This is a genomic window from Ancylobacter aquaticus (assembly GCF_004339465.1).
Lineage (GTDB): Bacteria > Pseudomonadota > Alphaproteobacteria > Rhizobiales > Xanthobacteraceae > Ancylobacter > Ancylobacter aquaticus.
In genome coordinates, this window is the sequence record NZ_SMFY01000001.1 from 1,884,252 (window position 1) to 1,910,547 (window position 26,296).

General features: G+C 67.3%; 20 protein-coding genes. 8 read left to right on the plus strand and 12 right to left on the minus strand.

Annotated features, from left to right (window positions below):
- Positions 1–69: 69 nt before the first annotated feature.
- The gene (locus EV667_RS08725; RefSeq protein ID WP_131834844.1) at positions 70–3,780 is read right to left on the minus strand and encodes a vitamin B12-dependent ribonucleotide reductase; all 3,711 of its coding nucleotides are present in this window, start codon (positions 3,778–3,780) and stop codon (positions 70–72) included.
- A 564-nt stretch (positions 3,781–4,344) separates the two neighbouring features.
- Between EV667_RS08725 and EV667_RS08730 the strand changes: the two genes are divergently transcribed.
- The 3 genes from EV667_RS08730 (at position 4,345) to EV667_RS23220 (ending at position 6,830) form a co-directional block, all read left to right on the plus strand.
- Positions 4,345–5,535: an MFS transporter gene (locus tag EV667_RS08730; protein WP_131834845.1), complete on the plus strand. Its 1,191-nt coding sequence runs from the start codon at positions 4,345–4,347 to the stop codon at positions 5,533–5,535.
- 90 nt (positions 5,536–5,625) lie between these two features.
- Positions 5,626–6,039: an NADH:ubiquinone oxidoreductase subunit NDUFA12 gene (locus tag EV667_RS08735; protein ID WP_280960222.1), complete on the plus strand. Its 414-nt coding sequence runs from the start codon at positions 5,626–5,628 to the stop codon at positions 6,037–6,039.
- Between the two features lie 122 nt (positions 6,040–6,161).
- Entirely contained in the window at positions 6,162–6,830 is a 669-nt protein-coding gene (locus tag EV667_RS23220; protein WP_425359009.1) for a DUF2155 domain-containing protein, read from the plus strand.
- On the opposite strand, the gene aat is transcribed toward EV667_RS23220, so the two are convergent.
- The 6 genes from aat to EV667_RS08770 all read right to left on the minus strand — a co-directional run bounded on the left by aat (position 6,761) and on the right by EV667_RS08770 (position 12,394).
- Positions 6,761–7,441, minus strand: a complete 681-nt coding sequence (aat, locus tag EV667_RS08745) for a leucyl/phenylalanyl-tRNA--protein transferase (RefSeq protein WP_131834847.1) — start codon at positions 7,439–7,441, stop codon at positions 6,761–6,763. The two genes, EV667_RS23220 and aat, sit on opposite strands and share 70 nt — an antisense overlap.
- A gap of 157 nt (positions 7,442–7,598) precedes the next feature.
- Positions 7,599–8,951 carry an acetyl-CoA carboxylase biotin carboxylase subunit gene (gene accC / locus EV667_RS08750; protein ID WP_131834848.1) on the minus strand — a complete coding sequence of 451 codons (1,353 nt, stop codon included), beginning with the start codon at positions 8,949–8,951 and terminating at the stop codon, positions 7,599–7,601.
- A 10-nt stretch (positions 8,952–8,961) separates the two neighbouring features.
- Entirely contained in the window at positions 8,962–9,438 is a 477-nt protein-coding gene (gene accB / locus EV667_RS08755) for an acetyl-CoA carboxylase biotin carboxyl carrier protein (RefSeq protein ID WP_425359010.1), read from the minus strand.
- A gap of 33 nt (positions 9,439–9,471) precedes the next feature.
- The gene (aroQ, locus tag EV667_RS08760; RefSeq protein ID WP_131834850.1) at positions 9,472–9,915 is read right to left on the minus strand and encodes a type II 3-dehydroquinate dehydratase; all 444 of its coding nucleotides are present in this window, start codon (positions 9,913–9,915) and stop codon (positions 9,472–9,474) included.
- A 181-nt stretch (positions 9,916–10,096) separates the two neighbouring features.
- Complete coding sequence (locus EV667_RS08765; RefSeq protein ID WP_245516039.1) at positions 10,097–10,882, minus strand: DsbA family protein; 786 nt, start codon at positions 10,880–10,882, stop codon at positions 10,097–10,099.
- A 36-nt stretch (positions 10,883–10,918) separates the two neighbouring features.
- Positions 10,919–12,394: a M48 family metalloprotease gene (locus EV667_RS08770; protein WP_131834852.1), complete on the minus strand. Its 1,476-nt coding sequence runs from the start codon at positions 12,392–12,394 to the stop codon at positions 10,919–10,921.
- Positions 12,395–12,537: 143 nt separating this feature from the next.
- Between EV667_RS08770 and EV667_RS08775 the strand changes: the two genes are divergently transcribed.
- Positions 12,538–13,740, plus strand: a complete 1,203-nt coding sequence (locus tag EV667_RS08775; RefSeq protein WP_207907692.1) for a pyridoxal phosphate-dependent aminotransferase — start codon at positions 12,538–12,540, stop codon at positions 13,738–13,740.
- 52 nt (positions 13,741–13,792) lie between these two features.
- Here EV667_RS08775 and EV667_RS08780 read toward each other — a convergent pair whose 3' ends face one another.
- On the minus strand, positions 13,793–14,164 hold the full coding sequence (locus EV667_RS08780) for a winged helix-turn-helix transcriptional regulator (RefSeq protein ID WP_131834853.1): 372 nt from the start codon (positions 14,162–14,164) through the stop codon (positions 13,793–13,795).
- A 159-nt stretch (positions 14,165–14,323) separates the two neighbouring features.
- On the opposite strand from EV667_RS08780, the gene EV667_RS08785 reads away from it, so the two are divergent.
- Positions 14,324–15,163 (plus strand): NAD(P)H-binding protein, encoded by an 840-nt coding sequence (locus EV667_RS08785; RefSeq protein ID WP_131834854.1) that lies wholly within the window; start codon positions 14,324–14,326, stop codon positions 15,161–15,163.
- 48 nt (positions 15,164–15,211) lie between these two features.
- Here the strand turns inward: EV667_RS08785 and EV667_RS08790 are convergent, their stop codons facing one another.
- Positions 15,212–16,033: a transglutaminase-like domain-containing protein gene (locus tag EV667_RS08790; RefSeq protein WP_207907727.1), complete on the minus strand. Its 822-nt coding sequence runs from the start codon at positions 16,031–16,033 to the stop codon at positions 15,212–15,214.
- A 172-nt stretch (positions 16,034–16,205) separates the two neighbouring features.
- Positions 16,206–19,022: an Rne/Rng family ribonuclease gene (locus EV667_RS08795; RefSeq protein ID WP_131834856.1), complete on the minus strand. Its 2,817-nt coding sequence runs from the start codon at positions 19,020–19,022 to the stop codon at positions 16,206–16,208.
- A gap of 749 nt (positions 19,023–19,771) precedes the next feature.
- Between EV667_RS08795 and EV667_RS08800 the strand changes: the two genes are divergently transcribed.
- Entirely contained in the window at positions 19,772–21,079 is a 1,308-nt protein-coding gene (locus EV667_RS08800) for an N-acetylmuramoyl-L-alanine amidase (protein WP_131834857.1), read from the plus strand.
- Between the two features lie 118 nt (positions 21,080–21,197).
- Positions 21,198–23,636: a penicillin-binding protein 1A gene (locus tag EV667_RS08805; protein WP_131834858.1), complete on the plus strand. Its 2,439-nt coding sequence runs from the start codon at positions 21,198–21,200 to the stop codon at positions 23,634–23,636.
- 18 nt (positions 23,637–23,654) lie between these two features.
- Here the strand turns inward: EV667_RS08805 and EV667_RS08810 are convergent, their stop codons facing one another.
- Entirely contained in the window at positions 23,655–24,287 is a 633-nt protein-coding gene (locus EV667_RS08810; protein ID WP_131834859.1) for a glutathione S-transferase family protein, read from the minus strand.
- A gap of 165 nt (positions 24,288–24,452) precedes the next feature.
- Between EV667_RS08810 and prfB the strand changes: the two genes are divergently transcribed.
- A complete protein-coding gene (gene prfB, locus EV667_RS08815; protein ID WP_131834860.1) occupies positions 24,453–25,583 on the plus strand; it encodes a peptide chain release factor 2 in 1,131 nt (376 codons plus the stop codon).
- Positions 25,584–25,645: 62 nt separating this feature from the next.
- On the opposite strand, the gene bcp is transcribed toward prfB, so the two are convergent.
- A complete protein-coding gene (gene bcp, locus EV667_RS08820; protein WP_131834861.1) occupies positions 25,646–26,113 on the minus strand; it encodes a thioredoxin-dependent thiol peroxidase in 468 nt (155 codons plus the stop codon).
- Between the last annotated feature and the right edge of the window lie 183 nt (positions 26,114–26,296).

Below are 26,296 nucleotides of genomic sequence, written 5' to 3' on the forward strand. Positions count from 1 at the left end.
CTCACATGAAAACGGCCGGGAGTGACCCCGGCCGCCGTTTATTCCAGTGTCGATGTGGCAGTCAGAAGGCTACGAGCACCCCGTCGTCGAGCCGCAGGTCTCGCACTTCAGGCAGGTGCCGTTCCGCACCATGGTGAAGTTCTGGCATTCGGGGCAGGATTCGCCCTCATAGCCCTTGGCGCGGGCCATGGCGCGGGCTTCCGCCTTGGTCGGGCCGGCAGCCGGGGCCGGGGTGGGGGCGGACCAGGGGAGGGCGTCGGTGGCGCCCAGTTCCTGCTCTTCCTCGTCCATCGGCTCGGCCTTGAGCGCGGTGGCGCCCTGAATGCCGCCGCGCAACGCGGTGACGTTGGAGCTTGCGGTGGGCACGGTGGGGGTGCCGGCCGGCACCACCATCAGGCTCACATTCTTGCCGCGCATCAGGCCCTTGGAGACCATGCGCGAGGCGGCCGAGGTCGGCGAGGCCTTGCCCTCGTCCACGCCCTTGCCCAGCGCGTCGAAATTCGATTCCGACGGCTCGACATGGCCGAGTTCGTGGCGTCCGAGATAGGACACGGCGAGCTCGCGGAAGATGTAGTCGAGGATCGAGGTGGCGTATTTGATCACCTCATTGCCCTGCACCGGGCCGGCGGGCTCGAAGCGGGTGAAGGTGAAGGCGTCGACATATTCCTCCAGCGGCACGCCGTATTGGAGGCCCAGCGACACCGAGATGGCGAAGTTGTTGATGAAGGAGCGCAGCGCCGCGCCTTCCTTGTGCATGTCGATGAAGATCTCGCCGAGGCGGCCATCATCATACTCGCCGGTGCGCAGATACACCTTGTGGCCGCCGACCACGGCCTTCTGGGTGTAGCCCTTGCGGCGGTCCGGCATCTTCTCGCGGTCGCGCATGGCGATGACGCGCTCGACGATCTTCTCCACCACCTTCTCGGTGATCTGGGTGGCGCGGGCGGCGGCGGGCTTCTCCAGCAGCGCCTCGACCGCGTCTTCCTCGTCATCCTCGTCGGAGATGAGCTGCGAGTTCAGCGGCTGGGAGAGCTTGGAGCCGTCGCGGTAGAGCGCATTGGCCTTCAGCGCCAGGCGCCAGGAGAGCAGATAGGCCTCCTTGCAGTCCTCGACGGTCGCCTCGTTCGGCATGTTGATGGTCTTGGAGATGGCGCCCGAAAGGAAGGGCTGCGCCGCCGCCATCATCAGAATGTGGCTGACCACGGAGAGATAGCGCTTGCCGATGCGCCCGCACGGATTGGCGCAATCGAAGACCGGGTAGTGCTCGGTCTTGAGGAAGGGCGCGCCTTCAAGGGTCATCGCGCCGCAGACATGGATGTTGGCGGCCTCGATGTCCTTCTTGGAGAAGCCGAGGAAGGGCAGCAGCTCGAAGGCCGGATCGGCCAGCTTGTCGGCCGGCACGCCGAGCTTGGCCAGCGCCTCGTCGCCGAGCGTCCAGCGGTTGAAGACGAACTTGATGTCGAAGGCTGCCTTCACGCTGCCGTCGATCTTCGACAGCATGGCGTCGTCGAAGCCCTTGGTGCGCAGGGTCGAATGGTTGATCGCCGGCGCCTGGGTGATGGAGCCGTGGCCGACCGCATAGGCCTCGATCTCGGCGAGCTGGCTCTCGGAATAGCCGAGCGTGCGCAGCGCCTCCGGCACGGCGCGGTTGATGATCTTGAAATAGCCGCCGCCGGCCAGTTTCTTGAACTTCACCAGCGCGAAATCGGGCTCGATGCCTGTCGTGTCGCAGTCCATCACCAGGCCGATCGTGCCGGTGGGCGCGAGCAGCGTGGTCTGGGCGTTGCGGTAGCCATGCGCCTCGCCCAACGACAGGGCGAGGTCCCAGGTCGCCTTGGCGCGCTCGACGAGGAGCGCCTCGGGCACCTTGGCATGGTCGAGCGGGACGGGGTTGGTGTTCAGCCCCTCATAGCCCTCGCGCTCGCCATAGGCGGCGCGCCGGTGGTTGCGCATCACCCGCAGCATGTGGGCGGCGTTGGGCGTGTATTCCGGGAACGGGCCGAGCTGCTTGGCCATTTCGGCCGAGGTGGCATAGGCGACGCCGGTCATGATGGCGGTGAGCGCGCCGCAATAGGCACGGCCGGCATCCGAATCATAGGGGATGCCGGAGGTCATCAGCAGGCCGCCGATATTGGCGTAGCCGAGGCCGAGCGTGCGGTAGTCATAGGAGAGCTGGGCGATTTCCTTCGAGGGGAACTGCGCCATCAGGATCGAGATTTCGAGCACCACGGTCCACAGCCGGCAGGCATGCTCATAGCTCTCGACATCGAACGTGCCGTCCGCGTTGCGGAACTGCAGCAGGTTCAGCGAGGCGAGGTTGCACGCCGTGTCGTCGAGGAACATGTACTCCGAGCACGGATTCGACGCGCGGATGGGGCCGCCGGCCGGGCTGGTGTGCCAGTCATTGATGGTGGTGTGGAACTGGATACCGGGATCGGCGCAGGCCCAGGCGGCGTGGCCGATCTTCTCCCACAGCTCCTGCGCCTTCAGCGTCTTCGTCACCTTGCCGGTGATGCGCGAGGTCAGGTTCCAGTCGGCGTCCGCCTCGACCGCGTTCAGGAAGGCGTCGTCGACGCGCACCGAATTGTTCGAGTTCTGGCCGGAAACGGTGAGATACGCCTCCGAATCCCAATCGGTGTCGTAGATCGGGAACTCGATGTCGGTGTAGCCCTGCTTGGCGAACTGCACCACGCGGCGGATATAGTTCTCCGGCACCTGAGCCTTCTTGGCGGCGCGGATTTCACGCTTCAGGGCGGGGTTCTTCTCCGGGTCGTAGCAATCGTCGCCGTCGCCCTCGCAGTTCACGCAGGCCTTCATCACGGCCTTCATGTGCTTGGCGACGGTCTTGGAGCCGGTGACGAGAGCGGCGACCTTCTGCTCCTCCTTCACCTTCCAGTCGACATAGGTCTCGATATCGGGATGGTCGACGTCGACCACCACCATCTTGGCGGCGCGGCGCGTGGTGCCACCCGACTTGATGGCGCCCGCCGCGCGGTCGCCGATCTTCAGGAAGCTCATGAGGCCGGAGGAGCGGCCGCCGCCGGAAAGCTTCTCGCCCTCGCCGCGCAACGCGGAGAAGTTGGAGCCGGTGCCGGAACCGTATTTGAACAGGCGCGCCTCGCGCACCCACAGGTCCATGATGCCGCCCTCGTTCACCAGATCGTCGGAGACGGACTGGATGAAGCAGGCATGCGGCTGGGGGTGCTCATAGGAGGTCGCCGAGCGGGTGAGCTGGCCGGTGACGTGGTCGACATAGAAATGGCCCTGGCTGGGGCCGTCGATGCCATAGGCCCAGTGCAGGCCGGTGTTGAACCATTGCGGCGAGTTCGGCGCCGCCATCTGCATCGCCAGCATGTAGCGGTGCTCGTCGAAGAAGGCCTGCGCGTCCTCCTCCGAATCGAAATAGCCGCCCTTCCAGCCCCAATAGGTCCAGGTGCCGGCCAGACGGTCGAACACCTGGCGGGAATCGGTCTCGCCGATGATGCGTTCCTTCTCGGGAAGAGCGCTGAGCGCCTTCTCGTCGGCGACGCCACGCCAGAGGAAGGACGGCACGGTCTCTTCCTCGGCCTTCTTCAGCCGCGCCGGCACGCCCGCCTTGCGGAAATACTTCTGCGCGATGATGTCGGTGGCGACCTGCGAGAAATGTTCCGGCACGTCGATGGCTTCGAGGCGGAACACCACCGACCCGTCGGGATTGCGAATCTCGCTCGTCGCCTTGCGGAACGCGATGTCCGCATAGGGTGAACGGCCGGCCTGCGTGTAACGGCGCTGGATGCGCATTCTGGTTCGTCCCCGGTTCGCGGCGGACCTGTCCGCGGCCCGCGTGTCGATCTTCAAAGCCTCGGACCTGCGTCCGCATACCTGTCATCCCGGAATCGAACGGCTCGGAGGCCGCTGCGTTCCGGTGGTTGTTGGTACACACGTGACACGCATAAACGCCTCGCCGGAATGTGGTACCGGCGATAGAGCCCGCTTCAATCTGGATGATGCCGGCCCGCAAAACCTACGCTGCGGACGACGGCGCCAAACTGGCCGACTCCCTCTGACGCGTCAACCTTACGTCACAAACTCTAGTGTGGAGTATGTGAAAAATCTCTAAATGTAGATGGTAATGCAACAGCCTGATCGCCAGAGCCGACCCCCAATCCGTGGGGGATTCGGCCTCTGAGTCCAGCGCCAATGCGCCCACCCGTCAGCGGGCGGTGAACAGTGGGGATGACGGGCATGGCCGTGCTTTACGCTTTCGCACTTTCATCCCTGGCGTCCTGACCCACCGGCATCTGGACAGCGGCGGCGCGGGCGCCCAAATGGCATCCAACCCGCCATTCCAACCCGGCCCCCTCCATGTCCTCCGCCACCGACGCGCCTTCCGCCGCCGGCGCCCTGACCTTTTTCCTGCTCGCGCTGGCGGCGGGGCTTGGCGCGGCCAATCTCTATTACGCCCAGCCGCTGATCGCGCTGATCGCCGACGATATCGGCCTCGACGAGACGCTTGCGAGCCTCGTCGTCACCGTCGGGCAACTCGGCTACATCGTGGGCCTGCTGCTGCTGGTGCCGCTCGGCGACATTGTCGAGAATCGCCGGCTGATCGGCGCCATCCTGCTCTGCGCCGCGGCGGGGCTCGGCCTCGCCTTCGTTTCCACCGCGCCCTCCATGTTCCTGCTGGCGGCGCTGATGTTCGGTGTCGGCTCGGTGGTGGCGCAGGTCGCGGTACCCTTTGCCGCCCATCTCGCCCGGCCTGAGGAGCGCGGCCGCAAGGTCGGCAGCGTGGTCAGCGGGCTGATGACCGGCATATTGCTGGCGCGGCCGGTCTCCTCGCTGCTGGCGCACTGGTTCGGCTGGCGGGCGGTGTTCCTCATTGCCGCGCTGGCGATGCTGGCGCTGGCGGCGGGGTTGCGCCTCGCGCTGCCGGCGCGCCGGCCGGGCGGCCGCTCCAGCTATCGCCGTCTCGTCGGCTCGCTATGGCCGCTGCTGCGCTCGCAGCCGGTGCTGCGCCGTCGCGCGGCCTATCAGGCGGCGATGTTCGGCGCCTTCACCCTGTTCTGGACCGCCGCGCCGCTCCAACTCAGCGCGCCGGAATTCGGCCTCGGCCAACAGGGCATCGCGCTGTTCGCGCTGGCCGGCGCGGCCAGCGTCGTGGTGTCGCCGTTCGCCGGCTGGCTGGCCGACCGGGGATTCTCGACGGCGGCGACGGGGGCGGCGCTGCTGCTGGCGATCGCCGGCCTGCTGCTGACGGAATTGGGTGTCGCCGTTTCCTCGGTGGTGGTGCTGGCACTGGGCGCCATCGTGCTCGACTGCGCGGCAACGGCCAACCTGGTCTTCGGCCAGCGCGCCATCTTCATGCTGGCGCCGGAAATCCGCTCGCGGCTCAACGCGCTCTATATCGCGACCTTCTTCTTCGGCGGTGCGCTGGGCTCGGCGCTGGCCAGCCCGCTCTATGCGCTGGGCGGCTGGGCCGCGGTGACGACGGCGGGCAGCGCTGTCCTGCTGCTGGCGCTGGCCTATTACGCCACCGAGTTCCGCGCACGCGGATAAGCGCCACGGCGCGCCGCGTGCGGCTGGACTTAGCGCGGTGCGGATGGCATGTTCCGCGCGAGATTTACGGCCGGCGCAGGGACGAATTTCGTGAAGCTTTCTGACTTCATCACCGAGACCTTCACCTGGTGGAACGCCCAGACCATGGGCACGCGCTTCCACACATGGCGGCATGGGGAGTTCGTCGGCACGGACGATTTCGGCAACCGCTACTACCGCACCAAGGGCGGCCGGATCGACCCTTCGCTCGGCTTCGAGCGGCGCTGGGTGATCTTCAACGGCGTTGCCGAGGCGACCAAGATTCCGCCCGGCTGGCACGCCTGGATGCACCAGCGCTCGGACGTGCCGCCGAGCCAGGAGACCTATGTGGCGCATGAATGGGAAAAGCCGCACCGGCCGAACCCCACCGGCACGGTCGATGCCTATCACCCGCCCGGCTCGGCCATCGGCTTCGGCCATCGCCCCGAAGTGACGGGCGACTACAAGGCCTGGACGCCCGAGTGAACCTGGCCGCGCCGGCGGGGCCGCGCGCGGCATTTTCGCGCCCGCCCCGACATCGCCGCATTGCCCGGCATCTTGGCCCCCTGCACGTGCCGGAGGGCTGGCGCGCTTCGCGAGGCTTTTCGGTGCACGGCATTTACGCTTTCCGACCGTTCCTGCGTTCCACGCTTATCGCGGGAGCGATGCTGGCCGCGCTGGCTTCCGCCGCGCCGCTGGCCGCCCAGCAGGGCTGGCAGGGCGGGGTCGAATCGCAGCCTCTCGCGCCGCCGCCCGGCGGGCTGGACGGCCCGGTGCAGGACCCCGATTCGCTGCCCGGCGGCGTCGGCGTTCCCTCCATCATGGACGACCCGGATGCCGGCGCCCCGCGCGCCCCGACGCAGGCGCAGCCGGAAGTGCCCGGCACCGCCACCGTCGGCCCCAGCGGTGACATCGAGGTCATCCAGCCGCCGGAGCAGAAGGTGGAGAACCGCACGGCGGTGTTTTCCGGCCTCGACAAGATCACCGGCCGCATCACCAGCTTCGACGTGTCGATCAATGAGACGGTGCAGTTCGGCGCGCTGCGCATCACCCCGCGCGCCTGCTACACCCGGCCCGAGACCGAGCAGCAGAACACGACCGGCTTTGTCGAGATCCAGGAAATTTCACTGGACGGCAAGATGCAGCCGCTGTTCGGCGGCTGGATGTTCGCCTCCAGCCCCGGCCTGCACGGCGTCGAGCACCCGATCTATGATGTGTGGCTGACCGACTGCAAGCAGACCGACCCGGTGATCGCCTCGCCCGGCGGCCAGCAGTAGAAATCGGCCTCGCCCGCTTCCAGCGCTTGTGCCAGCAGGCGGTGATACTGGCGCCTCGGCACCTCGACGGCGCCGAAGCTTTTCAGATGATCGGTGACGAACTGGGTGTCGAGCAGCACGAAGCCGCCCTTCTTCAGCCGCGCCACCAGATGCACCAGCGCCACCTTCGAGGCGTCGCGGGCGGTGTGGAACATGCTCTCGCCGAAGAAGGCGCGCCCCAGCCGCACGCCATAGAGCCCGCCGACCAGAACCCCGTCCTGCCAGGCTTCCACCGAATGGCAGTGGCCGCGCGCGTGGAGGTCGCAATAGAGCTTGCGGATGCGCCGGTTGATCCAGGTCGAGCCGCGCCCGTCGGCAGGTGCGGAGCAGCCGTCGATCACCGCCTCGAAATCATGGTCGATGCGAATCTCGAATTTGTCCGAGCGGATGGTGCGGGCGAGGCGGCTGGAAATGGCGAAATCGTCGAGCGGGATGACGCCGCGCCGCTCCGGCTCGATCCAGTAGAGGCCGGGGTCGTCGGCGCTCTCGGCCATTGGGAAGATGCCGCAGGCATAGGCCTTCAGCAGGACTTCCGGGGTGATCTCGACCTGGTGTTCGCGCGGGCGTGACATAACGTCAGCATGACGGAGATGCGCGGCGCTGTGAAGGCGAGGGCCCGGCGGTGTGTCCCGCGGCGGACATGAAAATGGCCGGGACGAACCCGGCCATAGTATCGTTCGGGTGGGACGAGACTGGTCACATCGTTAGAGATTAACAATGGGACCAGTATCAGGCGCCCGGCTCGCCCTCGGCGAGGAAGTGTTCGAGCCAGTGGATGTCGTAGGCGCCGCGCTTGATGTCGTCGTTCTCGACCAGTTCGCGGAACAGCGGCAGCGTGGTCTCGATGCCTTCCACCACGAACTCGTTCAACGCCCGGCGCAGGCGGGCGAGGCATTCCTCGCGGTTGGCGGCGTGGACGATCAGCTTGCCGATCATGCTGTCGTAATAGGGCGGGATCGAATAGCCCTGATAGACCGCCGAATCGATCCGCACGCCAAGGCCGCCCGGCACATGCCAGTAGCCGATCTTGCCGGGCGAGGGCCGGAAGGTGCGCGCATGCTCGGCGTTCACCCGGCACTCGATCGCATGGCCGTTCAGCACCACGTCGTCCTGGGTGAAGCTCAGCGCCTCGCCGGCGGCGACACGGATCTGCTCGCGGATCAGGTCGATGCCGGTGATGGCCTCCGTGACCGGATGCTCCACCTGGATGCGGGTGTTCATCTCGATGAAATAGAACTCGCCATTCTCGTAGAGGAACTCGATCGTCCCGGCCCCGAGATATTTCATGTCCCGCATCGCCTTGGCACAGGTCTCGCCAATGCGGGCACGCTGTTCGGCGGTGATGGTCGGGGAGGGCGCCTCTTCCAGCACCTTCTGGTGGCGGCGCTGGAGCGAGCAGTCGCGCTCGCCCAGATGCGCCGCGTTACCCTTACCGTCGCCGAAGACCTGGATTTCGATGTGGCGGGGCGTGCCGAGATACTTCTCGATATAGACCGCATCGTCGCCGAAATTGGCCCGCGCTTCCGAACGCGCGGTCGACAGGGCGGAGGACAGCTCGTCTTCCGAGCGCGCCACCTTCATGCCACGTCCGCCACCGCCGGCAGCCGCCTTGATGAGCACGGGATAGCCGATCTCCCGGGCGACCTTGATCGCCTCATCCTCGGAGGTAATGCCGCCTTCGGAGCCCGGCACGCACGGAATGCCAAGCTTCTTGGCGGTGCGCTTGGCTTCGATCTTGTCGCCCATGACGCGGATATGCTCGGGCTTGGGCCCGATGAACGCGACGCCGTGGTCGATGAGAATTTCGGCGAAGCGCGCGTTCTCGGAGAGGAAGCCGTAGCCCGGATGCACCGCTTCCGCCCCGGTGATCTCGCAGGCGGCGAGGAGGGCGGGAATGTTGAGGTAGCTGTCCTTGGCGGCCGCAGGGCCGATGCACACGCTCTCGTCGGCCAGCTTCACATGCATGGCGTCGGCGTCGGCGGTGGAATGCACCGCCACGGTGGCGATGCCCATTTCCTTGCAGGCGCGCAGCACGCGCAGGGCGATCTCGCCGCGATTGGCAATCAGGATCTTGCCGAACATCAGGCGCGCCTCACTCGATGATCAGGAGTGGCTCGCCATATTCGACCGGCTGCGCATTCTCCACGATGATTCGGGTCACGGTGCCGGCGCGGGGCGCGGGAATCGCGTTCATGGTCTTCATCGCCTCGACGATGAGCAGCGTCTGGCCTTCCTTCACCACCGAGCCGACATCGACGAAATACTTCGCGCCGGGCTCCGCACCGAGATAGGCGGTGCCCACCATCGGGGAGGTGACGAGGCCGGGGTGCTTGGACACATCGGCGGGGGAGGCGGCCGCAGCCGCAGCGGCGAGCGGGGCCGGCGCGGCCGCCAAGGGGGCCGGGGCCGCCGCCAACGGCGCGGTGGCATAGACGGTGGGAGGGGCACGCACGACGCGGATGCGCAGATCTTCCTGCTGCACCTCAATCTCGGTGAGGTCGCTTTCGGAGAGCAGGTTGGCGATCTCGCGCACCAGCGCGGGGTCGATGTTCGGCTTGTTGGTTTTCATCATGATCCCGTGACGGTCGCTAGCCCGTCTCCCTCAGCTGATCCTGCCACCGGCGGTGGCGAGCGCGTCGATGGCGAGCCTGTAGCCCTCGATTCCCAGGCCGCAGATCACCCCACGGGCAACCGGCGAAACATAGGAGTGATGGCGGAAGGCTTCGCGCGCGAAGACGTTGGACAGGTGGACTTCGACGACAATGAGGCCGACCGCCTTGATGGCGTCGGCAATGGCGACCGAGGTGTGGGTGTAGGCCGCCGCGTTCAGTACCACGCCGCGCGAGCCACGCGCTTCCTGGAGGAAGGTGACGAGCTCGCCCTCATGGTTGCTCTGGCGGAACACCATATCGAGCCTGTGGCGCGCGCAGGCGGCGCGGCAGGCAGCCTCCACATCGGCGATGGTCGCATGGCCGTACACCTCCGGCTCGCGCGTGCCGAGCAGGTTGAGGTTCGGTCCGTTGAGAACATGCACCGTGTCGGGCATCGCGCCTCAGTGAGCCAGCCGCCGGCGGCCCCATGCCGGGACGGCCGCGGGGTTATAGGCAATGGCTTGCCCCGCGCCAAGCCCCGCCGCGCCTTCCACAGGATTATCCCCGGCCGGCAGGAGCCGGGGAGCCGGTTTGTGAGGAAGGACCTGGCGCCGCGCGATCAGCACGCGGCCCGGTTCAGCATTCGGTTTTGCCGCAGCTGCGCACCGAGGCGATGGCGCCCTTGAGCTGGTCGTGGCCGACCGCGCCGACCACCACCTGGTCGCCCAGCACATAGCTCGGCGTGCCGTCGATGCCGAGCGCTTCGGCCAGTTGCAGGTCGTCCTGCAGCGTGGCGTTGACTTCGGGGTTCTCCAGCGCCTTTTCCAGCGCCGCCTTGTCGACGCCTACCGCCAGCGCGGCTTCGATCGCCTTGTCCTTGTTGGCCTGCCCGCGCTCGCCGAGCAGCTTCTTGTGGAAGGCGAAATACTTGTCCGGCGCCGCCAGCCGCACCGCGACGCCGACCCGCGCGGCTTCCACGGAGCCGGGTCCAAGCACCGGGAATTCCTTGAGGATGACCTTAAGCTTGGGGTCGCCTTCGATCAGTTCGGTGAGGTCGGTCAGGGCGCGCTTGCAGTAGCCGCAATTGTAATCGAAAAACTCGACCAGCGTGACGTCGCCCTGCGGGTTGCCGACCACGATGCCGCGCGTGGTGTCGTAGATGCGCGGCTTCAGCTCGGCCACGGCGCTTTCGCGCTGCTTCGCCTCGGCGGCAGCCTGGCGCTTCTGCAGCACCATGATCGCCTCCTGGATCACCTCGGGATTGTTCACGAGATACTCGCGGATCACGCTCTCGAATTCCTTGCGCTGGGCGTCGTCGAGCGCTGAGGCAGGCGTGTGGGCCGCGCCGAGCAGCAGGCCGGCGGCAAGGCCGAGCGCGAGGGCGGCGCGGCCGGCGCGGCGGAAGAGGCTGAGGGGCGACATGGGCTTCTCCAGAGGGAAGGTGGCGGGCGCGGCCATTTACTGGCCGGCTCTCTTGCTGCGGGCGTTCCGGTCGACCGGCGGCTTGTAGTTGACGATGTCATCGGCCTTCAGCCAGCCCGGGGTGCCGAGCTTGAAGCCGTTGCGGGCCCGGGTCCCCAGTTCGCGCGAGAGGCGGAAATCGCCGCTCATGAACGCGGCCTGGGCCGAGGCGAGGTCGGCGTTGGGAATGTCGCCCTTGCGTCCGTAGGCCATCGCGAGATAGCGCCAGCCGGCCGGCGAGGAAGGCTCGCGCTGCAGACTGAAGGTCAATTCGCGCACGGCCTCTTCCATGGATGCCTTGTCGTCATTGGCCACCAGCGCCTGGCCGAGCAGCATGCGGATCAGCGGGTTGCCATCGGACAGCGCCACCGCGCGGCGCAGCGGCGGCACCGCCTCGCGCGCCCGCCCGGCCTCCAGCAGGGCCTGGCCCTTCAACTCGTGGAAATAGGGGTTGTTCGGCTGCTCGGCGATCAGCGAATCGATCTGGTTCAGCGCATCGGGGATGCTGCCGAAGCGGTAGCCGGAAATCGCCCTCGCGTAGCGCGCCGGCATCGACGTGTCGGAGCGTGGATAGGTGCGGCTCACCGAATCCGGTGGCTGGGTGAAGCCGACCAGCTTGGCCCGCATCATGTCGTGCCGCGCCTGCAGAGCGGGCGAATCCTTGGCGTCGTAATAGGGGCTCTTCTTCGCCAGATCCGAGAGCAGCGCGATGCGCTCGGTCGCCATCGGGTGGCTGAGCACATAGGGGTCGATGCGCTGGCTCAGAAACATCTGGTCGTTCTGGAAGCGCTCGAACGTGGTCAGCATGCCCTTGGCGGACTGCTTGGTGGCGTTGAGATAGTTCACCGCCGCGCGGTCGGCGGAAGCTTCCTGCCCGCGCTGGTAGGACAGCAGGGTGCGGCGAATGACTTCCTGCGGCGCCATGATGGCGCCGGCCGCCGCCCCGCCCATATTGGCGCCGCTCGCGGCGCCTGCCGCGACACCGCCGGCGGCGAGCAGCATGGCGACGATGGAGGCGGTCTGCGCCGTCTCCAGCTGCTGGCGCATATTCGCGAGGTGGCCGCCGGCGATATGGCCGGTCTCGTGTGCCAGCACGCCGATGATCTCGTTCGGCACCTTCGACTGCTTGAGCGCCCCGGTATTGACGAATATGCGCCGCCCGTCGGCGACGAAGGCGTTGAAGCTGTCGCTGCCGACCAGCACCACCTGGATGTTCTGCTGCTGCAGGCGCGCGGCCTTGAAGATCGGGCGCGTATAGTCGCGCATCAGCGTCTCGATCTCGGCATCGCGGATGATACTTGGCTGGCGGCTTTGCGCCTGCGCCGGCCCGGCGGGCAGGGCAAGCGCGGCGGCAGCAAGAAACGCCGCTCCCCGCGCGCCAAGGCGAGCAAGGCCGCGCGCGCGGGCGTCCGGGTTCGACGCCGGCCGGCGTCGCGTAGGGGAGGGGTTGTCAAGCAACAGCGAAGGCATCATCCATCAACATAGTGGGTTCGCGGCGAACTGACGCTGTCGTGACGGCAGGGTCAAGCCTCCGCCTCATCATCTTCTATTGAACGTCAGCCGAAACGGCCCGGAAAATGCGGCGGCGTCACGGCGGTTCGGCAAGGTTCGTACATATGAGCGCATCTCCTTCCTCTCCCCGCATCGAGGCAGCCGCTCGTCTGGCCGGCGCGTCCCGCCGCAGCGAGATCGCCCCCTTCATCGTCATGGACGTGATGGAGCGGGCGGCGCGCATCGAGGCGGCGGGCGGACATGTCATCCATATGGAAGTCGGCCAGCCGGCCGCGTCCGCGCCCTCCACCGCCCGCGAGGCGGCGCGCCGCGCGCTCGACCATGGGCGCATCGGCTACACCAGCGCGCTCGGCATTCCCTCTCTGCGCGCCCGCATCGCCCGCCATTATGGCGAGACCTATGGCGTGGAGGTGGACCCGGCGCGGGTGGTGGTGACGACGGGCTCGTCGTCCGGTTTCCTGCTCACCTTCCTCGCCCAGTTCGAGCCGGGCGACCGGGTGGCGATCGCCAATCCCGGCTATCCGCCCTACCGCCACATCCTCACGGCGCTGGGCTGCGAGCCGGTGCTGATCGAGACCGACGCCGCCTCGCGCTGGGTCATCACCCCCGAGGCGCTGCTGGACGCGCACCGGCGCAAACCGCTCAAGGGCGTGCTGGTGGCGAGCCCGGCCAACCCGACCGGCACGATGATGCGCCCGCAGGCGCTGGCCGAGCTGGTCCGCACCGCCGAGAGCGCCGGCATCCGCTTCATCTCCGACGAGATCTATCACGGGCTGGACTACGCCTTCCCCGCCTCCACGGCGGCGGCGATCAGCCCGGAGGCCACCATCATCCATTCCTTCTCGAAATATTTCTGCATGACCGGCTGGCGGGTCGGCTGGATGGTGATGCCGCAAACGCTGGTGCGTGCTGTGGAGCGGCTGCAGCAGAACCTCATGATCTCGGTGCCGACGCTTTCGCAGATTGCCGCCGAGGCGGCCTTTGACGGCGCGAGCGAGATGGAGGCGGTCAAGCACGGCTATGAGGAGAACCGGATCATCCTCACCACAGGCCTGCCCGCCGCCGGCCTGCCGGAGTTCCTCCCCGTCGACGGGGCGTTCTACCTCTACGCCGACGTCGCGCGCTTCACCGACGATTCCGCCGCCTTCGCCCGCCGCCTGCTCGACGAGGCGCATGTGGCGGCGACGCCGGGCGTCGATTTCGACCCGCATCGCGGCCACCATTATCTGCGCCTGTCCTATGCCGGTGCCCCGGACGAGATGCGCGAGGCGGTGCGGCGCATCGGGGATTTTCTACGCAAGGGGTGAGGGGTACTTGGCGGTTCCGATCGGCGTCCTTCGAGGCCGATTGCCTCTGCCCTCACCGCGCCGCCCGCGCGGCGTCATAGGCCGCCTGGGCGGCGAGGATGGTGTCCATATTGTGCTCGGCCCAATGGGTGAGGGCGGCCGCGGTCTGCGCCAGCGTGCGGCCGAGCGGGGTGAGGGCGTATTCCACCGTGACCGGCACGGTGGGATAGACCGTGCGCGTCACCAGTCCGTCGCGCTCCAGCTTCTTCAGCGTCTGCGACAGAACCTTCTGCGAGATGAGCTTGATATCGCGCCGCAGATGGTTGAACCGCACCGGCCCGTCTTCCAGCCGGTCGAGGATCAGCAGCGCCCATTTGTCGGCCAGCCGGTCGAGCACCAGCCGGGTCGGGCAGCGATCTTCATAAACGTCATAGGCTTGGCGCATCGCTGTCTCCCTTTGCCGCCGTCCTGCCGACGGCGTTCCGGCGGGTCGGTTTCCTCGAGGCTACCTTGTGAGCCGAAAGTGCTCTCTTTCGGCCTTTCAGTGGAGAGAGTATGTAGTCTGTTGAAACATGGTTTCCAACAGATACCAAGGAGATTGATGATGGCAGGCAAGATTCTGGTGCTCGGGGCGAGCGGTCATGTCGGGCGTCCGCTGGTGCGGGCATTGCGCGCCCGGGGAGAGACGGTCAAGGCCGCTTCGCGGAGTGGTCAGCCCCTGGAGGGCGCCGAAGGCGTCGTCTTCGACATCGCCGCGCCGGATTTTGCGACGGCGTTCGACGGGGTCGACCGCGCCTTCGTGATGCTGCCGGGCGGCTATGTGAACTCAAGGGAATTGCTCACCCCGGTCATCGAGGCCGCCGCCGCGCGCAAGGTTAAGGTGGTGCTGCAGACGGCACTTGGCGTCGATGCCGACGATTCCATCCCCTATCGACAGGTCGAACTGGCGCTGATCGCTTCGGGCACGCCCTATGTGATCCTGCGGCCGAACTGGTTCACCGACAATTTCCTGAACTTCTGGAAGCCCGGCATCGACCATGCCGGTGTCATCGCCGTGCCGGCGGGGGAGGGTGCGTCCGCCTTCATCGACGCCCGCGACATCGCCGCCAGCGCCGCGGCAGCGCTGACAACCGACGCCTTCGACGGGCAGGCCTTCAACCTCACCGGCCCGCAGGCGCTGGGCTATGCGCAGGCGGCGGATATTCTTGCGCCGGTTATGGGCAAGCCGGTGGGCTACACCCCGATCGACGACGACACTTTTGTCGGCATCCTGACCGGGGTGGGCATTGACGAGGACTATGCGCGCTTTCTCGCCAGCATTTTCCATCCCGTGCGCGAAGGCTGGACCTCCGGCGTCACCGATGCCGTGAAGGTGTTGACCGGCCATGAGCCGCGCTCGGTGGCGCAATGGGCGCAGGACAACGCGGCGGCGCTGCGGGCGTGAGGCCGCGCGCCCGGGACCCTCGGGAGTCTCCGGGGGCCGGGGCGTCGCTTACGCCACCTGCTCGGTGATCACCTCGAAACGCTGCAGCATGTGCGGCCCGAAGGTGTGGATCATCGGGATATCGGCGGCGTCCCGCCCGCGCGCCACCAGCACCCGGCCAATGCGCGGCACGTTGTGGCGGGCGTCGAACGTGTGCCAGTGCCCGCCAATATACGCCTCGAACCAGGCATTGTAGTCCATAGGCGCCGGGTCCGGCGGCACGCCGATGTCGCCGAGAAAGCCATTGCAGTAGCGGGCCGGAATGTTCATGGCGCGGGTGAGAGCCACCGCCAGATGGGTGAAATCCCGGCAGACGCCGACTCGCTCGTTAAAGGCCTGAGCGGCGGTGCGGGTGTTGCGGGCAAACTGGTAGTCGAAGCGAATCTGGGCGTTGACGAAATTGCAGATCTGCTGGACCCGGTTCCAGCCGGGGGCATAGGTGCCGAACAGGCTCCACGCCGTGCCGGACAGTTCGTCGACCTCGCAATAGCGGCTCGGCAGCAGGAATTGCAGCATGTCGGGAGGAAGCTCGGCCGGGGGGTGCTCGATGGCGTTCTGGTCGAACACGTCGAGCGTGCCGGGATCGGCGATGTTGACCTGGCTCTCGAACCGCACGCCGCCGCTCGGAATAACCAGGCGCCGGCAGATATTGCCAAAGCCGTCTTCATAATTTTCGCAAGGAACCGGGCTGCCATCGCCGAGCGAGGTGACGCGGGTCATGGGGCGGTCGATGATGTCGACCTGCCGTTCCGGGTGGGGGTCGAGCAGGGTGATGGCGGCGGTCGGCTGGTTGCAGACCACCTCTATCCGGTACCCGCATTGTATCGTGATCATCCCGCGCCCCGCATCGCTGTCATTGCAGCACAGAACACCGCGCGTGGGCGGAGGTTCCAGCCGGAAACGCTGAGATTACAGGCAGGTCAGCAAAAGAAAACGGCGCCGCAAGGCGCCGTTTCCATGAGCGGTGGCGAGGCGGATGCGCTCGCCGGTGTCTAATCGCCGATCATTCGCCGAAGATCTTGCGCTGCCACCAGCCGGTGCGGCGCGGGCGATCGGCTTCCGGCTCGGCCGGGGCGGCTGCCTCGGTGGAAGCGGGCGCGTTCGTCTCCGGCTCATGCTTCTCCGGCTCGGCCTTCGATGCCTCGACGGGGGCGTCAGGGGCCGGGGCCTCGGCCGGTACGTCCGGCGCGGGGGCCTCGGCCGGCGCTTCGCTCACGCCTTCGCTGTCGGCCGCGACCACCGGTGCCTTTTCGCGCACCGTCGAACGGCGGCGGCGGGGCTTTGGCTTGGCCGCTTCCGGCTCCTCGGCCGGTGCCGCTTCCGCAGCCGGGGCTTCGGCAGCGGGTTCGGCCGCAGCCGCAGGGGCCTCGACGATTTCGGCCGTCTCGGCGGCAGCCGCCTTGGTGCGACGTCCGCCACGGCGGCCACGACGCGGCTTCTCGTCCTCGGCAGGCGCGGCTTCGGCCGGCGCTTCGGGCGCAGCCTCGGGAGCAACCTCCTTGGGCGCCTCTTGCGGCGTGGCGGTCGCTTCCTCGGCCAGCGCAACGGCCTGTTCGGCGGGTTCGCCGGCCACCGGCGCCTCGGCGGTGACGTTGGCCGTCACCTCCGGCGCAGCCTCGGAGGTGACGGTGGAGCGCTCCTCATCGTCGCCCTCCTCGCCGTCATCCTCGAACTCGGCGCCGGAGAAATCCGACCCCGATTCGCCGTCGGCATGACGCTCGCCGTTCTCACCATTCTCGCCATTGGCGCCACCGCCGCGCCGACGCCGACGCCGACGGCGCCGACGGCGTCCGCCATCGCCGGCCGGATCACCTGCGGCCGGGGCCGGCGGGGTGCTGCGGCTCTCGCCGGCTTCCGTCTCGCCCTCGGCTTCGATCTCCACCGTGGCGACGGCCGCGGTTTCGGTCTCGGTCTCGTCCTCTGCGTCATCGGTGATAGCGAGGTCGATTTCGTCCTCGGGCTCGAACACCATTTCGGGCGGGCGCGGCAGGGGAATCGGGTTCAGCACCGCCTCGCCCTTGTCGATCGCGAACGGGGTGAGCCCGGTCAGCGTCTGGTCCGCCGCGATGGTGATCAACACGCCGAAGCGCTCTTCCAGCTCGTGCAGATGCGCGCGCTTGTGGTTGAGCACATAGAGCGCGTTCTCGGCGCGGGTGCGGATGACGAGGTTATGCGTGTTCGAGCGCTGGAGAATATCCTCGGCGCCGCGCAGCATCTGCAGCGCGACCGAGGGCGAGGAGCGCACATGGCCGGTGCCGCCGCAATGCGGGCAGACTTCGGTGGAGGATTCAAGAACGCCGGTGCGGATGCGCTGGCGGCTCATTTCCATCAGGCCGAAATGCGAGATGCGGCCGAGCTGGATGCGGGCGCGGTCGTTCTTCAGGCAGTCCTTGAGCTTGCGCTCGACAGCCCGGTTGTTGCGCTTCTCGTCCATGTCGATGAAGTCGATGACGACAAGGCCGGCAAGGTCGCGCAGGCGCAGCTGGCGGGCCACCTCCTCGGCGGCCTCCAGATTGGTCTTCAGCGCCGTGTCCTCGATATTGTGCTCGCGGGTCGAGCGCCCGGAGTTAACGTCGATGGAGACGAGCGCCTCGGTCGGGTTGATGACGAGATAGCCGCCGGAGCGCAGCTGCACCTGCGGCAGGAACATCGCGTCGAGCTGGCTTTCCACCCCGAAGCGGGTGAACACCGGCTGCGTCTCCTTGTAGGGCTTCACGTTCTTCGCATGGCTCGGCATGAGCATGCGCATGAAGTCCTTGGCCTCGCGATAGCCGTCTTCGCCGGCGACGAGAACCTCGTCGATGTCCTTGTTGTAGAGGTCGCGGATCGAGCGCTTGATCAGCGAGCCTTCCTCATAGACCAGCGAGGGCGCGGTGGAGCCCAGCGTGAGCTCGCGCACATTCTCCCACAACCGCAGGAGATACTCGAAGTCGCGCTTGATTTCCGGCTTGGTGCGGTTGGCGCCGGCGGTGCGCAGGATGACGCCCATGCCCTCCGGCACTTCGAGGTCGGAGGCGACCTCCTTCAGCCGCTTGCGGTCCTCGGCCGAGGTGATCTTGCGGGAGATGCCGCCGCCGCGCGCGGTGTTGGGCATCAGCACCGAATAGCGGCCGGCGAGCGAGAGATAGGTGGTGAGCGCCGCGCCCTTGTTGCCGCGCTCTTCCTTGACGACCTGCACCAGCATCACCTGCCGGCGCTTGATCACTTCCTGGATCTTGTAGGTGCGGGCCCGGCCGCGCGGCGGGGCGCGCTCCGGCATTTCTTCCATGGCGTCGTCCGAGCCGACCTCGTCGACGATCTCTTCCTCGTCGGCGATCTCCTCGATCTCGCCGCCACCTTCGCTGCCGCCATCGTCATCGGAGGAGGAGCGGCGACGGCGCGAGCGGCGCGCCGGGGCGGCGTCGCCCTCGCTTTCGCCAACTGTTTCTTCGGAAACGCTCTCGTCGCCCTCGGCGGCCTTGGCCGCGCCGCGCGCCCGGCGGGGACGGCCCTTGGGCTTGTCCTCGTTCTCGGCTTCGGCGTCGCGCCGCTGCTGGCGTTCTTCCTCGGCGAGCAGAGCCTGCCGGTCGGCGACGGGGATCTGGTAATAGTCGGGATGGATCTCGCTGAAGGCGAGGAAGCCATGCCGGTTGCCGCCATATTCGACAAAGGCGGCCTGGAGCGAAGGTTCTACCCGCGTAACCTTGGCGAGGTAGATGTTGCCGCGCAGCGGCTTGCGGTTGGCGGCCTCGAAGTCGAATTCCTCGACTCGGTTGCCGCGCACCACCACCACCCGAGTCTCCTCGGGATGGGTGGCGTCGATGAGCATCTTGTTGGCCATTGAACTCTCTTATGGGGCAGCGGTTGCGTCGACGTCGCCAGCGACGCCGGACGGCTCAGGCCGTGCCAGTAAGCGGAAATTGAAAGCGCGAAGAGGATGCGGCGGTCAGGACGGGGAGCCTCGCAGGCGGGGCGCCGACGCGGTGCGCAGGTCACGGGCCGGCGGGCGGGTGCGCGGCGGAAAACCGCCCGGTGCACGAGACCCACACTTGCCGGCTGACGCATCATCGTTGGTTGCCGTCCTTACACGACCGAACAGGGCAAGCCGCGACCGCGCGCGGTCCGGCTCAAGGCAGATGGCCGCGCCCGCAGGGTACGACGCGACGAAATGCGCCGCGCGAGAACACCACGTCCACTCGTCCGTGAATGACAAAACCGGGCCGCGTTCCCCTGGCGCGCAGTCATGACGACCGCCGAGGCACGGCTACGGGTCCTGAACGGAATTCGCGCCTTGTGCCGGGCCCTCCATTGCTGGATAGCCCTTTGCCGCAGGGGCCGCGAGAGCCGGGCGTCGACGGGCGACCGGAAAGCGAACCATATGCGTGCTCTTAATAGCGGCATGCGTGCCGATTTGGCAAGGATCGCGTCCGACAGGCTTGCCGGGCCCGCCGTTGCCCGCCGGCCACGGCGGCCGGGCGAAGCGGCGCAGGGCGAAGCGGCCGGTTAACGGTTCCTTCTTATTTCGCTAGAAAGGTCGTGAGCGCGGGCCGGCCTGTGCGCCGGACGGCCGAATGGGAGAAGCAGACCGACATGGCATGGCGAACCGGGATGCGGAAGATCTGGCTGGTGGCGGCGCTCGCGCTCCTTCCGGCGTGGCTTTCCACGTCCCATGCGGCGTCCCCGGCCTCCTCCAATGCCGCCGGCGAGCCGGTGGTGGCCAGCGATGCGCGCCTCGCCGGTGATGGCGAGCGCACGCGGCTGGTGATCGACCTGTCGCGCGCGGTGCCGCTCGGTGCCTTCACCCTCGCCGATCCCTACCGGGTCGTGGTCGACATTCCCGATGTCATCTTCGCCCTTCCGGACTCGGCCGGGCAGGAGGGGCGGGGCCTTGTCGCCGCCTATCGATTCGGCCTGTTCGCGCCGGGCAAGGCGCGAATCGTGCTTGACGTCACCGACCCGGTGACGGTCGACAAGGCTTTCGTGCTGGAGCCGATGGACGACCAGCCGGCGCGGCTCGTCATCGATCTCGTCAAGACCGACCGGGCCAGCTTCCTGCAGGCGGTGGCCGCGCCGCTGCGCGCCACCGAGCAGCCGGAAATGCCGCAGGCCGAGGCTGCCGTTGCCGGCGACTTCCGTCCGGTCATCGTGCTCGATCCCGGCCATGGCGGCATCGATCCCGGTGCGGTGAATCCCAAATTCAGCGTCACCGAGAAGCATCTCGTGCTCACCATCGCCCGCCAGCTGGAGCGGCGCCTGGAGGAGACGGGGCGCTACCGCGTGCTGCTGACCCGCACCAAGGACACCTATATTTCGCTCGGCCAGCGCGTGCGCTTCGCCCGCGACAACGGGGCCAAGCTGTTCATCTCGCTGCACGCCGATTCGCTGGGCTCGCGCGACGGCGATGTCCGCGGGGCGACCATCTACACCCTCTCCGATCGCGCTTCCGACGCCGAATCGCAGCGACTGGCGGACGCGGAAAACAAGGCGGACATGATCGCCGGCCTCGATCTTTCCGAGGAACCGGCAGATGTCGCCGGCATCCTGTTCGACCTTGCCCAGCGTGAGACGCGCAATTTCTCGGCGCTCTTCGCCCGCAGTCTCGCCGGCAGCGTCAGCGGGGTGGCGCGCATGCACAAATCGCCGCTCAAATCGGCGGGATTCAAGGTGCTCAAGGCGCCCGACGTGCCCTCCGTGCTGTTCGAGCTGGGCTATCTTTCCAGCGCCAAGGACCTCGAACTCATGACATCCGCTGCATGGCAGGCTAGTGTGACCGAGGCCATGGTGGTGGCGATCGACGCCTATTTCGCCGCGCAGGGACCCGTCGAGGGTACCCCCGTGGCGTTACCGGCCAGCGTTGGCCGGACGAGCGGCGATCCACTGGCGGCGACCGGGCCCTGAACGGTCGCGATTAGGCCATAGTTGCCGCGCAAACGCTGCCCTTGGGGCGGCGACGGGCATCTGGACTCGCATCGTGCAGGCGCGCGGTGGCGTCCTCAGCTTATGGGGGCCTGGCCGCATGCGGCTGCTTCTGCGGTTCTTGGGATTCATGTTCGCGCTCGGCACGATCGTCTTCGTGATCGGCGGGGCGGCGGCCGGCTATTTTGCGTGGAAATTCTCGCAGGATCTGCCGGATTACAGCCAGCTGCAGAATTACGAACCGCCGGTGATGACCCGCGTCCACGCCACCGACGGCTCGCTGCTGGCCGAATATGCCCGCGAGCGCCGGCTTTATCTGCCGATCCAGAACATCCCGCCTTTGGTGAAGGAGGCCTTCCTCGCCGCCGAGGACAAGAACTTCTATTCCCATGGCGGTATCGACCTCACCGGCATCGGCCGCGCCGCCTTTGCCTTCGTGCAGAATTACGGCTCCGGCCGCCGCCCGCAGGGCGCCTCCACCATCACCCAGCAGGTGGCCAAGAACTTCCTCCTGACCAACGAGGTCTCGATCGACCGCAAGGTGAAGGAGGCGCTGCTGGCGCTGCGCATGGAGCGCGCCTATTCCAAGGACAAGATCCTCGAACTCTATCTGAACGAGATATATCTCGGCATCGGCTCCTATGGCGTCGCCGCCGCCTCGCTGCTCTATTTCGACAAGTCCGTCTCAGAGCTGAACATTGCCGAGGCCGCCTATCTCGCCGCCCTGCCGAAGGGCCCGAACAATTACCACCCCTTCCGCCGCCACGACGCCGCCGTCGAGCGCCGCAACTGGGTGATCGACCGCATGGCCGAGAATGGCTACATCACCCAGCAGCAGGCCGACGAGGCCAAGAAGACCGACCTCGCCGTTACCGTGCGCCCGACCGGCGCGCATATCTTCTCGGCCGAATATTTCGCCGAGGAAGTGCGCCGCGAGATTTTCGAGCGCTATGGCGAGGACAAGCTGTATGGCGGCGGCCTCTCGGTGCGGACCTCGCTGAATCCCAAGCTTCAGGCCTATGCCAAGGAAGCGCTTCTCGCCGGCCTGACCCGCTATGACGAGCAGCGTGGCTTCCGCGGCCCGGTCACGCGCATCGAGACGACGGGCGACTGGGGCGCGCGCCTCGCCGATGTCCGCACCTTTACCGATATTCCCTGGCGGCTCGCCGTGGTGCTCGATTCGGATACCAAGGGCGCCAATATCGGCCTGCAGCCGGAGCGCGACCGTTCCGGCGTGCTCGGCACCCAGCGCGATGTCGGCATGATCACCGCCGAGGGCGCCAAATGGGCGATGCGCAACGCCAAGGGTGGCGTGGCCGGCGTGCTCAAGCCCGGTGATGTGGTCTATGTCGAGCCGGTCGATGGCAAAGCGGATCAGTGGCGCCTGCGCCAGCAGCCGCTGATCGAGGGCGCTCTGGTGGCGATGGACCCCTCGACGGGGCGCGTGCTCGCCATGGCGGGTGGCTTCTCCTTCGACGAAAGCCAGTTCAACCGCGCCACCCAGGCCCAGCGCCAGCCGGGCTCGTCGTTCAAGCCCTTCGTCTATGCGGCAGCGATCGACAATGGCTACACGCCCTCCAGCGTCGTCCTGGACGCGCCTTTCGAACTGGCCCAGCAGGGGCAGGCGACATGGCGGCCGGAAAATTATTCCGGCAAGTTCTACGGCCCGCAGACACTGCGCTTCGGCATCGAGCAGTCGCGTAACGTGATGACGGTGCGGCTGGCCAACGATCTCGGCATGCCGCTGGTCGTCGAATACGCCAAGCGCTTCGGCGTCTCCGACAATCTGCTCCCCGTGCTCTCCATGTCGCTCGGCGCCGGCGAGACCACGGCGCTGCGCATGGCCGGCGGCTATTCGATCCTCGCCAATGGCGGCAAGCGCATCAAGCCGACGTTGATCGACCGTATCCAGGACCGCTACGGCAAGACCATCTACCGCCATGACGAGCGCGAATGCCGCGGCTGCGACGCCGCCGGCTGGTCCGGCCAGAACGAGCCGGTGCTCGTCGACCGGCGCGAGCAGGTGCTCGACCCGATGACCGCCTACCAGATCACCTCGATGCTGGAGGGCGTCGTCCAGCGCGGCACCGGCACGGCGCTGAAGGTGCTCGGCAAGCCGATCGCCGGCAAGACCGGTACGACGAACGAGGAAAAGGACGCCTGGTTCGTCGGCTACTCGCCGGAACTCGTGGTCGCCGTCTATCTCGGCTTTGACACGCCCAAGCCCATGGGCAAGGGTTCGACCGGCGGCCTGCTGGCGGCGCCGGTGGTGCGGGATTTCATGAAGCTGGCGCTGGCCGACCGGCCCGCCGTGCCCTTCCGCGTGCCGCCCGGCATCAAGCTGATCCGCATCAACCCGAAGAGCGGGCTGCGCGCCGGCCCGGGCGAAGGGTCGATCCTGGAGGCGTTCAAGCCGGGCACCGCGCCGCCGGATAGCTATTCGATCATCGGCGCCACCGATGCGGCGGGCAATCCCATCGGCATCAATCCCGACGCCGACCGCGCGGTGGGCGCCAGCGGCACCGGCGGACTTTACTGAGCCGCGCCGGCCACATCCTCAGCCATCATAGGGCCAGGCCTTGAACGCTTCCTGCGCCTCGGCGCGGGCGGCGAGGCGGGCGAGGGCCGGGAATGCCTCCGCCGGTAGCGCGTCGGGGATCATCCGGGTGGTGAAGGTCCAGGCAACAGCGAGGGTGATGTCAGCCTGCATCGGCGCCGCGCCGAAAAGCCAACCCTCCGCCACGCCGGCGTCCCCCGAGGCGATCTCCGCCTCGATCAGGCGGTAGGCCGCGCGAAGCTGTTCGTTCACCCGGTCCAGCCAGGGCTGGTGGCGCTTCTCCTCCGGGCGCAGCTGGTGCTCATAGACGATTTGCACGCTCTTCTCGCAGGCGGCGAGCGCGAGGCCGATGAGCCGCTGCGAACGGGCATGCCGGGCGGGATCGTCCGGGGCGAGCGAGCGGCCGGGGCCGGCCAGCTTCTCCGCATGCTCGAGAATAAGGGTCGAGTCCATCAGCACGACGCCGCCATCGGTGATCAGTGTCGGCGCCTTGACCACCGGATTGATTCCCTGGAACCGCTCATAATGGCGGAACACGGAGACAGATTCGTGGGTGAAGGGCAGGCCAAGATAAGTCAGCGACACCGCGACGCGGCGCACATAGGGGGAATCGAGCATGCCGACGAGGTGCATCTGTTGTTCCTTGTCATAGGGTTCGCTGCATCCTAGGGCCGGCGGCGCCCCCCGCAAGCCAATGAGCGCGGCTCGCCCGGAGCCAACCGCAGCGCGGGGCGTTTACACTGTGCGGCAACGCCTCTATTTTCCGCCGCCTTCAATGTCCTATCGAGAGTAGCCATCATGCGCGCCGAGCTCGCCGCGAGCGTCGACGAAATCCGGGAAGCCGCCCAGTTGCTGCGGCAGCACATCGATTTCGACCGTTCCAAGGCCCGACTTGCCGAGCTGAATGCGCTCGCCGAGGACCCCAATCTGTGGAACGACCCCGAGCGGGCGCAGAAGCTCATGCAGGAGCGTGGCACGCTGGAAGACGGGCTCGGTGCGCTGGAGCGCATCACCCGCGAGCTCTCCGACAATGTCGAGCTGATCGAGATGGGCGAGGCCGAGGGCGACGCCTCCATCGTCGACGAGGCCGCCACTGCGCTCACCAAGCTGAAGGCCGAGGTCGCACGCCGCCAGTTGGAAGCCCTGCTTTCGGGCGAGGCCGACGCCAATGACAGCTATCTCGAAGTCCATGCCGGGGCGGGGGGCACCGACAGCCAGGACTGGGCGCTGATGCTGCTGCGCATGTATACGCGCTGGGCCGAACGCCGTGGCTTCAAGGTGGAACTGGTGGACGAGCAGGCGGGTGAGACCGCCGGACTGAAGTCGGCTACCATCCTGGTCAAGGGCCACAATGCCTATGGCTGGATGAAGACCGAAGGCGGCGTGCATCGGCTGGTGCGTATCTCGCCCTTCGATTCCAACGCCCGGCGCCAGACCTCCTTCGCCAGCGTCGACGTCTACCCGGTCATCGACGACCGCATCGTCGTCGACATCAAGGAAAGCGACCTGCGCATCGACACCATGCGCTCGGGCGGCGCGGGCGGGCAGCACGTCAACAAGACCGAATCCGCCGTCCGCTTCACCCATCTTCCAACCGGCATCGCCGTGGTGGCGCAGGGCGACCGCTCCCAGCACAAGAACCGCGCCACCGCTTGGGAGATGCTGCGCGCCAAGCTCTATGAGATGGAACTGAAGAAGCGCGAGGCGCAGGCTGCCGCCGACCAGGCCGCCAAGACCGATATCGGCTGGGGCCACCAGATCCGCTCTTATGTGCTGCAGCCCTATCAATTGGTGAAGGACCTGCGCACCGGCGTCACCTCGGGCACCCCGCAGGAAGTGCTTGATGGCGACCTCGACCCGTTCATGGAGGCGGCGCTGGCGCAGCGCGCCTATGGCGGCGGGCCGGCCAGCGTCGAGGATGTGGACTGATCTCGCCCGCGCCCCGCCGGGGGCCGGGCGCGCGCTTCCGAGCCTTACAGCGCGCCGTCGGGCTAGAGCGATCTGGCGGCGGCGAGGACCTCCTCGGCGTGGCCGGCAACCTTCACCTTGGGCCAGAGGCGGGCGATCTTGCCCTCGCGGTCGATCAGCACGGTGGTGCGCTCGACGCCCATATATTTGCGCCCATACATGCTCTTCTCGCCCCACACGCCATAGGCTTCCAGCATGCCGTGCGCCTCGTCGCCGGCGAGGTCGAAGGTGAGGCCCTCCTTGGTGCGGAACTTTGCCAGCGCCGTGTCGGGATCGGGCGAGACGCCAACGATGCGGGTGTCGGCCGCGTCGAAATCGGCCTTGAGCCGGTTGAAGTCGTGGGCCTCCACCGTACAGCCGGACGTGCCCGCCTTGGGGTAGAAATAGAGCACGAGCTTTTTGCCCCGGCAGGCGGCGAGCGACAGCACCTCGCCCGAATCGGTGGTCAAAGTGAAGTCGGGTGCGGGGGCTCCCACCTCTATCTCGGTCATGTGCCTTCCTTTCGGCGTGTTTGGGGGTGATCGGCTGGAGTGGCGGCGTTGCCGACAGGGGAGGCTCGCCAAGGGATGTGCAGGTCCGCCATTGTGCGGAACGATCAGCGGGATGTCAGCATGCAGGTGGATAAGGTGTCGCCGCTTGCCATGCGCGCGGGCATTATGAACAGCCTCAAGGAT